The organism is Neptunomonas japonica JAMM 1380, assembly GCF_016592555.1.
In the GTDB taxonomy this organism is placed as follows: domain Bacteria; phylum Pseudomonadota; class Gammaproteobacteria; order Pseudomonadales; family Balneatricaceae; genus Neptunomonas; species Neptunomonas japonica_A.
Genome location: NZ_AP014546.1, coordinates 723543 through 735735 on the forward strand (window position 1 = coordinate 723543; position 12193 = coordinate 735735).

General features: G+C 44.5%; 9 protein-coding genes. 7 read left to right on the forward strand and 2 right to left on the reverse strand.

Annotated features, from left to right (window positions below; translation table 11 throughout):
- Positions 1-33 precede the first annotated feature (33 nt).
- Both NEJAP_RS03280 and NEJAP_RS03285 read right to left on the reverse strand, forming a co-directional pair.
- Entirely contained in the window at positions 34-1317 is a 1284-nt protein-coding gene (locus tag NEJAP_RS03280) for an NAD(P)/FAD-dependent oxidoreductase (RefSeq protein WP_201349281.1), read from the reverse strand.
- 298 nt (positions 1318-1615) lie between these two features.
- Positions 1616-2563 carry a LysR family transcriptional regulator gene (locus NEJAP_RS03285; RefSeq protein WP_201349282.1) on the reverse strand — a complete coding sequence of 316 codons (948 nt, stop codon included), beginning with the start codon at positions 2561-2563 and terminating at the stop codon, positions 1616-1618.
- A 165-nt stretch (positions 2564-2728) separates the two neighbouring features.
- On the opposite strand from NEJAP_RS03285, the gene NEJAP_RS03290 reads away from it, so the two are divergent.
- From NEJAP_RS03290 to NEJAP_RS03320, 7 genes are all read left to right on the forward strand, one after another.
- Entirely contained in the window at positions 2729-4192 is a 1464-nt protein-coding gene (locus NEJAP_RS03290; RefSeq protein ID WP_201349283.1) for an NAD-dependent succinate-semialdehyde dehydrogenase, read from the forward strand.
- A 92-nt stretch (positions 4193-4284) separates the two neighbouring features.
- Positions 4285-5637, forward strand: a complete 1353-nt coding sequence (locus tag NEJAP_RS03295; RefSeq protein WP_201349284.1) for an aminotransferase — start codon at positions 4285-4287, stop codon at positions 5635-5637.
- Between the two features lie 330 nt (positions 5638-5967).
- Positions 5968-6438: a CinA family protein gene (locus NEJAP_RS03300; protein WP_201349285.1), complete on the forward strand. Its 471-nt coding sequence runs from the start codon at positions 5968-5970 to the stop codon at positions 6436-6438.
- A 94-nt stretch (positions 6439-6532) separates the two neighbouring features.
- Positions 6533-7570: a recombinase RecA gene (recA, locus tag NEJAP_RS03305; protein ID WP_201349286.1), complete on the forward strand. Its 1038-nt coding sequence runs from the start codon at positions 6533-6535 to the stop codon at positions 7568-7570.
- Positions 7571-7658: 88 nt separating this feature from the next.
- Positions 7659-8117, forward strand: coding sequence for a regulatory protein RecX (locus NEJAP_RS03310; RefSeq protein WP_201349287.1), 459 nt, complete (start codon positions 7659-7661; stop codon positions 8115-8117).
- A 171-nt stretch (positions 8118-8288) separates the two neighbouring features.
- The gene (gene alaS / locus NEJAP_RS03315) at positions 8289-10880 is read left to right on the forward strand and encodes an alanine--tRNA ligase (protein ID WP_201350450.1); all 2592 of its coding nucleotides are present in this window, start codon (positions 8289-8291) and stop codon (positions 10878-10880) included.
- A 42-nt stretch (positions 10881-10922) separates the two neighbouring features.
- The gene (locus tag NEJAP_RS03320; RefSeq protein ID WP_201349288.1) at positions 10923-12158 is read left to right on the forward strand and encodes an aspartate kinase; all 1236 of its coding nucleotides are present in this window, start codon (positions 10923-10925) and stop codon (positions 12156-12158) included.
- The last annotated feature ends 35 nt before the right edge of the window (positions 12159-12193 follow it).

The window sequence follows — 12193 nt, forward strand, 5'->3', positions numbered from 1 at the left end:
GGGCAATGCAGTTAGGCGCTGTGTTAATAAAAACTAAACGCCTAGTTTATCGCGCATGTTGTAGTACCAAGCGCCCATGGCAGTATAAGGAATGCGGAAAGTCCGGCCGCCTGGGAAAGGGTATTGAGGAAGGCTTGCAAAAATATCATAACGAGCCGCTTGCCCCTGAATAGCATCAGAAAGTACTTTTCCAGCGAGGTGTGAAGAGGTAATGCCGTGGCCACTGTAGCCTTGTGCATAGTAGATATTAGTACCGATACGGCCAAATTGAGGCAAACGCATGAGGGTTAATAAAAAGTTACCCGTCCATGCGTAATCAACTTTAACGCCTTTAAGCTGCGGAAATGTTTTTAGCATATTCGGCACGATAAGAGACTCAATTTTGCTTGGCTCTCGTGCGCCGTAGGTCACGCCGCCGCCATAAATTAAACGGCCGTCACCGGATAAGCGGAAGTAGTCCAGTAGGTAGTTGCAGTCTTCTACGCAGTTGTCTTGAGGTAGCAGTTCTTTTTGCTGAGCTTCACTTAGCGGGGCCGTGGTGATGACTTGCGTACCGCATGGCATTGCTTTTTGTTCAAGCTTTGGAATGAGCCCGCCGAGGTAAGCGTTACCCGCAACAACAACAAAATCAGCCGTTACGCAGCCGTTTTTAGTATGAACTTTGGCTTTACCGCCTTCTTCAACGCGGGTGACTTCGGAGTCTTCATAAATGACTCCACCTAAAGATTCCAGCGCGGCTGCTTCACCTAATACAAGGTTAAGCGGATGAAAATGGCCACCGCTTTTATCCAGTAAGCCGCCTTCATAGCGTGTAGAACCGACATGCTGTTGAATACTGTCAGCTGAGAGCATTTCTAACTGAGTATGCCCGTGCGCTTCCCACAGCTGCTTTTTACTTTCCATTTCTTGCAGTTGTTTAGCATTACAGGCGGCGAATATACCGGCTTCTTTGAGGTCGCACTGGATGCCGTATTTGCTGATGAAGTGGCGGATTATTTTCCCGCCTTCAAAAGCCATTTTACCCATCTCGGTGCCCGTCTCTTTGCCGTAGTGCTTCTCGATAAAATCAATATCACGGCTAAAGCTATGGACGATTTGCCCACCGTTACGCCCTGAGGCGCCAAAGCCAATGCGGCTACCCTCAAGTACAACAACCTTGAAGCCGCTTTCGGCGAGATGTAGTGCTGTAGAAAGTCCGGTGTAACCTGCACCAATAACACAGATGTCTGCAGTAATCTGCTCGCTTAGTGCTGGGCGTATGTTCTTATCGTTAGCCGAGGCGGCATAGTAAGACGTTGTGTGTGATGGTGCTGCCATAATAAACCTCTATATCACGACCGGCAGGTAGCTGGTCGATTTTGGCTTCGGGTGTTTGATAAACCCATCAAGTTACTTGTTCGCCGTCATAACTATTTGGCTGAGGGTTTATATAGCTGAGGCTAATAAAGATACTTTGCAGGGGATCATTGTTGATATACCCAGTAGGGTATATTTTATCAAACGTAAAGTAGTAGTGAACTGTACGTGTACGGCATGCCGTTTAGTTTAGTATGGAACGTTTATCTGGGTATCACTAAAAAAGTGGTGCGCCATCTTGATGTTTCGGTCTTTATCATTAGCTATTTTCTTTTTTTGTACCCGCAATGGATTGTCGAAGGCATTGATTGAAGATGTTGATTATCAACTCGTTACTACGTTTTTTCCGGGTGATGGCGTGAAAAACATTGGTATAGCCGTATGTGTCAATAAATAAGGGGTGCATCTGTGCTTCTAACCCCCAGTTTTTGACTAAATGACGAGGAAGAAAGCCTAAGTAGTGGCCGCTTAAAATTAATGTTGCTCGGGATTCCTGATGATGAGCTTTGGCTTGTTTATTCCAAAGCTTCATATCAGGGTGGGTTTCTCTGCCAGGCATTAACCGAGGGGATTCGACGAAAGGAAACTGCAGTAACTCTTCTCGTGTGATTTCTTTGTTTTGTTTTTTAAACAGAGGGTGACCTTGTGCGCAATAAAGGCGCATCTCTTCATCAAAGAGTGGCAATGTTTCTAGTTCTGGATACTGGTGCGGTAGAACGGTGATGCCAATATCGACTTGTTTATCCATAACTGCAGTAGTGACTTCATCAGAACTCATAGTGCTGATTTGTACATGTACGTCGGGGGCTTGCTGCGAAAAACTATCCATAGCATTAACAATGCAGGAGTTGTGAGCTCCTAGCATATGTTCTGCAAAGCCTAAATGAAGTTGTCCAAAAATACGGTTGTGTGAGTGATTAATTCGCTGCTTGAATTGCTCTAACGCGCCAACAAGCTCCAGGGTAGCTGCATAAACAACTTCTCCTTGCTCTGTTAGGCGAAAGCCACCTCGGCCACGCTCGCACAGGTGCATATCCAAACGCTTTTCAAGATCGGAAATATAGTTAGATATGGTTGAGTTAGCGAGATTTAGACGGATTTCAGCCGCCGTAAATCCTCCTGCATCAACGACTGCAGTGAAAACCCGGAGCAAACGAAGGTCAATGTCAGCTAATTGGCCAGAAATGGCTGCTTTTTTGCGGCCCATAATAACCTCCAAGATAAAATTCGGGATGAAAGCAAATATTACATTTGTATATTTAAATGTAAATGGATTTAAATCATTATATAAGCCAATGAAAAACTGATTTATAAATACACAACATTAAGTGATAGCACGAATTCTAGCTATCGGACTGTCGGAGAAGTGAGCATGACAATGCAGTTAAAAGATCCTAGCTTGTTAAAAACACAGGCGTATATAAATGGCCAATGGGTCGATGGTACCGACGGTGAAACGTTTGCAGTGACTAACCCCGCAACGGGTGAACATTTGGCAGATGTTGCTAGTGTTGGTGCAGATGAGACGCGACGTGCAATCTTGGCAGCACAAGAAGCCATGATTAGCTGGAGAGCTTTGCCCGCAAAAACGCGTTCAGAGTTATTGGAGCGCTGGTTTTCTCTGATCATTGATAATCAAGAAGACTTGGCTGTATTGATGACGGCTGAGCAAGGCAAGACTTTGTTTGAATCTCGCGGTGAGGTGGCTTACGGCGCTTCATTTATTAAATGGTTTGCCGAAGAAGGTAAGCGTGTTTATGGCGATATAATCCCTACTCCTGGAGACCGTCGTGGTGTTGTTGTTAAGCAGCCGGTAGGTGTTGTGGCTGCTATTACGCCATGGAATTTTCCTAACGCGATGATCACACGAAAAGTGGCCCCTGCGCTTGCTGTAGGGTGTTCCATGGTACTTAAACCGGCGGCAGAGACACCATTGTCTGCGTTGGCATTGGTTGAATTGGCTCACCGTGCTGGATTACCAGCAGGCCTGTTTAGTGTCCTTCCTGGTATGGATGCAAAAGCGATTGGTGCAGAGATGACCTCTAATCCTATCGTGAAAAAAGTCACTTTTACGGGCTCAACACCCGTTGGCAAGCTATTAATGAAGCAGTGTGCTGATACAGTTAAGCGCACCTCTATGGAGTTGGGCGGTAATGCACCCGTCATTATTTTTGATGATGCTGACTTAGATGCTGCCGTTGCTGGCGTAATAGTTGCTAAATATCGTAACTCAGGCCAAACCTGTATCTGTGCAAATCGTATTCTTGTACAGGATGGTATCTATGATGCATTTGTTGAGAGATTTGCAGAAGCGGTAAAAGGCTTTCGTGTTGGTAATGGTATGGATAATGACTCCACTCATGGTCCGGTTATTACTGAAAAAGCCGCTGCTGAAATTCACGCTAAGGTTCAAAGTGCTGTGTCTGAAGGTGCTCATGTTGTCTTGGGCGGTAAGCCCGGTGCGTTAGGTGGCTGTTTTTATGAACCGACAATTTTGACCAATGTTACCAACAAGATGCGTGTGTTCCGTGAAGAGATCTTTGGCCCTGTTGCGCCTGTATTCAAGTTCTCGAGCGAAGAAGAAGCAATCGCAATGGCAAATGATACTGAGTTTGGCCTAGCTGCTTACCTCTATACAGAAAACTTAGGCCGTATATGGCGCGTATCAGAAGGTGTGGATTACGGCATGGTTGGCGTGAATGAAACAGCTATCAGCTCTGAAGTTATTCCTTTTGGTGGGATGAAAGAGTCCGGTCAAGGGCGTGAAGGTTCAAAGTACGGTCTAGATGATTATCTAGAAACCAAATATATCTGTATGGGCGGTCTTAACCGTTAATATTTAGACGTTATCAATGGTGCCTATCTGCTCCCTAATTAGACATATTTAGAAGCATATAGGTGTCTTGAGTGTTCTCGAGGAAAGAGAGTATGAGCAGTATTATATACCCAACAACCAACTTTAAAGCGACCCGTACCCTGACTATCGAACGAGGGGAAGGTGCATATGTGTATGACAGTGAAGGTAATCAATACCTTGAAGCACTGGCAGGTCTTTGGTGTACATCGTTGGGTTATAACAATCGTGAGCTAGTCGATACAGCAAGCGAACAGATGAGTAAGTTATCATTCTCCCATATGTTTGGTGGTAAGACACACCAGGTCGGTATGGATTTGGGAGTTAAGCTCTCTGAAATGGTTCCAGTAGAGAATGCTAAAGTTTTTTTTGGTAGTTCTGGAAGTGATGCAAACGATACGCATATAAAACTGCTGCGTTATTATTTTAATGCCATTGGCAAACCTGAAAAATACAAAATTATCGCACGCGAGCGCTCTTATCATGGTGTTACAGTGGCAGCCGCATCATTAACAGGTTTACCGCCAAACCATACGCATTTTGATTTGCCGTTTGGTGCTTTGGGTGTGTTGAGAACGGATGCGCCACACTACTTCCGTGGCGCTCTGGCGGGTGAGAGTGAATCACAGTTTGTTGATCGAATCACCAATAACCTAGAACAGCTCATTCTTAAAGAAGGGCCAGACACTATTGCTGCATTCATTGCTGAGCCGATCACAGGGGCTAGTGGTGTCATCGTACCGCCTGAGGGCTATTACGAAAAAGTACAAGCGATATTAAATAAGTACGGTATTCTTTTTTGGGCCGATGAAGTGATCACAGGCTTCGGGCGTACAGGAAATGACTTTGGCTGTACAACCATGGGTATTGAGAAGCCTGCGATGATGACATTTGCTAAGCAGCTATCTTCTGCGTATATGCCGATTAGTGCATCAGTAATACGTGGTGATATGTACGATGCCATGGTAGATCAAAGTTCTTCTGTTGGTGTTTTTGGTCATGGGTATACGTATTCGGGCCATCCTGTTGCTTGTGCGGTCGCATTGAAAACGCTAGAAATTTATGAGCGAGATAACATGTTCGCTCGTGCCGCTGTCCTGGGTGAGTATATGCAGAAACGTTTAGGTGAGTTTCTTGAGCATCCCCTGGTAGGGGAGATTCGTGGGAAAGGCATGATTGCCGCTGTTGAGATGGTTGCTAATAAGCAAACAGGTGAAGCATTTAATGGGGGAGCCGTCGGTGCTTTTGCACAACAAGCTTGCCAGAACCACGGCATGATAACGCGTGCTGTTGCAGGTTCGTCCTTAGCGTTTTGCCCACCACTGATTGTTACCGAAGCGCAGATTGATGAAATGATTGAGAAATTCAGTAAAGCACTGGATGACACTTACAAATTTGTTAAGCAAGAGGGTCTATTAACAAGTTAGTAAGCTAGCGGTAATTGTGTTTCCGGGTCTGACCATTAAGGTCATTTTGTGGGGAGGATAATATCCTCCCTTTTTTTATCAAAACTTACCCTACCTATCTTTAAGCGATCTTGTCGTTTAGTTTCTTGCTACTTACTGTTTCCTCATACGACTATCGTAAAACTCAGTCATTGTGTAATTAATGGCTGCAACGTCTATCTATTATTGATACTTTTCTTCTATGTGATTTAGAGCATGCTTCTTACGAAGCTGTATGGGTAAGTTATTATCAATAGAATGCTTACAGTCTTGTGTTTTTTAATTGAATTTTGAGTGTTTTTAGGGAGCCTAATGTCAAATTTAGCAGAAGAGGCAGGGATAGCACTCAAGTCACATGCCGCAGTGTTAGCTACTGCTGAATCTTGTACAGGCGGTGGCATTGCACAAGCAGTTACAGCGGTGGCGGGAAGTTCTGAGTGGTTTGGTTGTGGTTATGTGACCTACTCTAACGAAGCGAAGCAGCAAATGTTGGGTGTTAACCCAGATGTTATTGAGGCACATGGCGCAGTGAGCGAGGCGGTCGTTAGGCAAATGGCAGAAGGTGCGTTGTCTCAAAGTGGTGCTGATATTGCCGTTGCCGTGAGTGGAGTGGCAGGTCCTGGAGGTGGAACAAAAGATAAGCCTGTTGGTACTGTATGGCTTGCATGGGCTATACGGGGGGAGGCTACAGTGGCTATCGGTAATCTGTTCTTAGGGGATCGTGAGCAGGTGCGAAATCAAAGTATTGAAAAGGCATTAGAAGGTATTATTAGCTTACTTTAAGAAATAAATTAAGATGCTTGCAATTAAATAGCGATATCGTAATAATACTGTCCATACATACAGTATTATTGTCAGGCAGTCTAAAGGGTTGAATATGGACGATAACAGAAAAAAAGCGCTTGATGCCGCTTTATCACAGATTGAACGTCAATTCGGTAAAGGCGCTGTTATGCGCATGGGAGATCAGCCGCGTGAGGCTATTCCTTCCGTTTCAACTGGTTCATTAGGTTTGGATGTCGCGCTGGGTATTGGTGGTCTTCCTTATGGTCGTGTCGTAGAAATCTATGGGCCTGAGTCTTCTGGTAAAACGACCCTTACATTGCAAGTTGTTGCTGAAGCACAAAAGCAGGGTAAAACCTGTGCATTTGTGGATGCTGAGCATGCACTAGATCCTAACTATGCTGAAAAACTCGGGGTTAATGTTGACGAGTTGCTTGTGTCTCAGCCGGATACAGGAGAGCAAGCGCTAGAAATTTGTGACATGTTGGTTCGATCAAATGCTGTTGATGTGATTATTGTTGACTCGGTAGCTGCGCTAACACCTAAAGCTGAGATTGAAGGCGAGATGGGTGATTCGCATATGGGCTTACAGGCGCGTTTGATGTCTCAAGCACTGCGCAAAATGACAGGTCATGTAAAAAGCTCAAACTGCCTGCTGATTTTCATTAACCAGATTCGTATGAAAATTGGTGTAATGTTTGGTTCGCCAGAGACAACAACAGGTGGTAATGCATTAAAGTTTTATGCTTCTGTTCGTTTGGATATTCGTCGTATTGGTGCTGTTAAGCAGGGCGATGAAATTATCGGTAACGAAACGCGTGTTAAAGTTGTTAAGAATAAGGTATCTCCTCCCTTTAAGCAGACGGAGTTTCAGATTTTATACGGTCAAGGTATTTACCGTATGGGCGAGATTATTGATCTAGGCGTACAGAACGGTTTTGTCGATAAGGCAGGGGCTTGGTATGCTTACAATGGGGATAAAATTGGTCAAGGTAAAGCCAATGCTGCTAAGTATTTAACTGAGCATCCAGAGGCTGCACAAGCGATAGAGAGTGCTTTGCGCGACAAGTTGCTGACGTCACAGGTTCCTGATAAAGAAGAAAAAGCAGATGCTGAGCAGTTGGATCTGTAAACCTTATTTAGAGTAAGGTTGTTATCATAATTAAAGGCCGTTTTTACGGCCTTTTTTATTGCCTAAAAATCATATAGGCGGAGCAAATATGGAAGCCGAAGCTGAAATCAGGTGTGCTGTTATTGCTTTATTGGCACGACGCGAATATAGCCGTGCTGAAATTGAGCAAAAATATCGGAACAAATATGATGAGGAGCTATTGTCACGTGTTCTAGATAAGTGTCAGGAAAGTGGTTATCAAAGTGATCAGCGTTTTGCTGAGATGTTAGTGAGAAGTAAAACAGGTCAAGGTTATGGTTTGTTGCGGATACTGCAAGAGGGTAAGCGTAAAGGCTTAAATGAAAACTTATTAAAAGACTGTATTCAAGAGCAGCAACCTGACTGGTTTGAATTGGCGGCTTCGTTATGCCAGCGAAAGTTTAAGGAAAAAACGGACAAACAAGACAGGAAGCTTTATGAGAAGCGCGTGCGCTTTTTACTCAGTCGTGGTTTCTCTTATGAGCAAGTTAAATATGCTCTTGAATTGGCTAATAACGAAATGGAATAGACTAATTGCTGTTTTATATCTCATCATCTATTGACAAAAAGATTCGAACAAATTCCGGCTGCGATATATACTTGTTCGCCATTTTACGTGTGATTTGCATTAAATAGCTCGTTAAAAGGGCTTTTTTTAGGTGTGTAACCAGCAGCGGAACGATTCATCCATATGAAATACATGACAAGTGCCGAAATTCGCCAGGCTTTCCTGGATTATTACAATAAACAGGGACATGAAATAGTGGCGTCAAGCTCACTGATTCCTGCGAATGACCCAACTTTGCTGTTTACCAATGCCGGTATGGTGCAGTTTAAAGACGTATTCCTTGGTGATGATAAGCGTGCTTATAGTCGCGCTACAACATCTCAGCGTTGTGTGCGGGCCGGTGGTAAGCACAATGATCTTGAAAATGTTGGCTACACAGCTCGTCACCATACATTTTTTGAAATGCTTGGTAATTTTAGCTTCGGTGATTATTTTAAACCTGAAGCTATTCGCTTTGCTTGGGTTTTCCTTACAGAAGTGATGGGTCTGCCTAAAGAAAAGCTTTGGATCACGGTACATCACTCAGACGCTGAAGCTGAGCGTATTTGGAAAGAAGAAATTGGTGTAGATCCAGAGCGTTTTTCGCAGCTAGATGAAGATAATTTTTGGGCAATGGGTGATACCGGCCCGTGCGGTCCTTGTACTGAGATTTTCTTTGACCATGGTGAAGAGATTTTTGGTGGCCCTCCAGGAAGCCCTGACGAAGACGGTGACCGCTACATCGAGATTTGGAATGTAGTATTCATGCAGTACAACCGCACAGCTGATGGTGAAATGACGCCATTACCACGCCCATCTGTTGATACAGGTATGGGGCTGGAGCGTATTGCTGCTGTCATGCAGGGTGTGCATAGCAACTATGAAATTGATCTGTTTCAAAACCTGTTAAAAGCAGCGGCAAAAGCAGTAAAAACAGATGATCTAGACAGTAAGTCATTACGTGTTATTGCAGATCATATTCGTTCGTGTTCATTTTTGATTACCGATGGTATTACACCTTCAAATGAAGGGCGTGGCTATGTATTGCGCCGTATCATTCGTCGTGCGATTCGCCACGGTAACAAGTTGGGTATGAAAGGACCTTTCTTCAATTCATTGGTAGCGTCTTTAGCAAAAGAGATGGGTGAGGCTTACCCTGAGTTGATTAAAATGCAGTCTCAGATTGAGCGTGTTCTTCTGAAGGAAGAGCAGCAATTTGCTAAAACGTTAGATAATGGTATGCGTTTATTAACGCAAGCTATTAATGATCTTGAAGGATCGATTCTATCCGGTGAAACTGTCTTTAAGTTATATGATACTTACGGTTTTCCCGCAGATTTGACCGCTGATGTTGCCCGTGAGCATGACTTAACGTTAGATATGGAAGGCTTTGAGTTGGCTATGGAGCAGCAGCGCCAGCGCGCACGTGCTTCGGGCGGATTTGCTGTTGATTACAATGACAAGCTTGAGCTAAGCGGTGAAACTGAATTTGTTGGCTATGAGAGCTTAGAAGGTAGCTCTAATGTTGTTGCTATCTTTGTTGATGGTGAAGCGGTTAAGCAGTTAACAGCAGGGCAGTCTGGCATTGTTGTGTTGGATCATACACCGTTCTATGCTGAGTCTGGCGGGCAGGCAGGTGATCAGGGGCAGTTGAGCTGGGATCAAGGGCAATTTAGCGTTACTGACTGTACTAAAGAAGCTAAGAGCCATTTACATATAGGTGAATTAGCAGAAGGTGTTTTGTCTGTCGGCGATAAGGTCTTTGCACATGTCGATGAGGCCGCTCGATTGGCGACGGCTAACAACCATTCGGCTACACATCTGTTACATGAAGCATTACGCAGAGTCCTTGGTGAGCATGTGCAGCAAAAAGGCTCGTTAGTGAACCCTGAAAGATTGCGTTTTGACTTTGCTCATTTTGAGGCCCTCACTTCAGATGAAGTGACGCAAGTAGAGGCTATGGTTAATAGTCAAATCCGTGCAAACTCTGATGTCAAAACGGATGTTATGGCGATAGAAGATGCTAGGCAAACGGGTGCTCAAGCGTTGTTTGGTGAAAAGTACGATGATCAAGTACGGGTACTAACGCTTGGAGAGGGTTTCTCTGTTGAGTTGTGTGGTGGTACTCATGCAAAACGTACCGGTGATCTTGGTTTCTTGCACATAGTGTCAGAAGGTGGCATTGCAGCGGGAGTACGCCGTATTGAAGCAGTGACTGGCCAGGCTGCGTTGGAGTATGTAGCAGCTAATACTTATCACTTGAATGAAATATCGGCGCTGGTCAAAGGCTCTCGTGAGACCGTTGTTGAGAAAGTTCAGGGTCTGTCTGATCGTAATCGGCAACTAGAAAAAGAGTTAGATCGTTTGAAAATGATGCTTGCTTCGGCGAAAAGTGGAGATCTTGTCTCTAATGCCGTAGAAGTGAATGGTATTAAATTGCTGGTTGAGAACCTTGATGGTGCCGACCCTAAAGCACTACGCGATACCATTGATCAACTGAAAAATAAGTTAGGGTCAGCAGTGGTTGTGCTGGCTACAGAGAGTGAAGGGAAGGTGAGTTTGGCGGCAGGTGTGACTAAGGACCTGACAAGTCGTGTTAAAGCGGGTGATTTAGTACGTGAACTGACAGCTAAATTAGGCGGTAAAGGCGGCGGTCGTCCAGACTTTGCACAAGGTGGAGGGGTGGATTGTGCTGCATTACCTGCAGTGCTTGAGAGTGTTAAAACCTTGATCGCCGATCGATAGCATGGGTAAACGACATAAATAGCTGATGGAGACTGATAGGCAATGGCTCTATTTGTACAGAAATATGGTGGGACTTCGGTTGGTTCTGTTGAACGAATCGAAGCGGTTGCAGATAAGCTGCAGCGCTTTCGTGAGCAAGGGCATGATTTAGTAGTAGCTGTATCAGCAATGAGCGGTGAGACAAATCGATTGGTAGGTTTGGCTAGCAGTATTCAAGACGCACCAAGCCTGCGAGAGATGGATGTGCTCTTGTCTACCGGTGAGCAGGTAACGATTGCGTTGCTGTGCATGGCGTTGGAAAAACGTGGTATAGCTGCACGCTCTTATACGGGTAGTCAGGTTCGTATTCTTACGGATAGCTCGCATACCAAAGCACGTATTCAAGATATAGACGTTGAGCGAATTCAAGCGGATATAGCGGCAGGGTGTGTCGTAGTTGTTGCTGGGTTTCAAGGAGCAGATGCTCAAGGCAATATAACAACGTTAGGCCGTGGCGGTTCTGATACTACGGGTGTGGCTTTAGCTGCCGCCTTAAAGGCTGATGAGTGCCAAATATATACGGATGTAGATGGTGTTTATACAACAGATCCGAGGGTTGTTGAGGGCGCCCAGCGTCTTGAAAAAATAACCTTTGAAGAAATGCTAGAGATGGCAAGTCTTGGATCTAAAATATTACAAATTCGTTCGGTCGAATTTGCCGGTAAGTACAAAGTACCTTTGCGTGTGCTGTCTAGTTTTGAAGATGGACCGGGTACTCTGATTACTATAGAGGAAGATGATACAGTGGAAAAGCCAGTTATTTCAGGAATTGCATTCAACCGTGACGAAGCAAAACTTACTGTATTAGGTGTGCCTGATATACCGGGTGTGGCTTCAAAGATATTAGGGCCGATCAGTCGTGCTAATATCGAAGTTGATATGATTGTTCAGAATATCGCAGCAGATCAGACCACAGACTTTACTTTTACTGTACATCGTAATGATTACAGTAAAGCTGAAGAGATACTTCGCCAAGTCGCTAGTGATCTTTCAGCAAGGGAAGTGGTGGGGAACAATAAAATCGCTAAGGTGTCTATTGTTGGTGTTGGTATGCGTTCTCATGCAGGCGTGGCAACTAAGATGTTTGATTCTTTGGCCAGTGAAAATATCAATATTCAAATGATATCTACGTCAGAAATTAAGGTTTCTGTTGTAATCGCAGAGAAGTACCTTGAGTTAGCTGTCCGTGGATTACATTCGGCATTTGAACTGGATAAAGTCGATACTGTCAGTGAATGACGACGCTTAATATTTAGTCTATAGTGTAGGCTCAC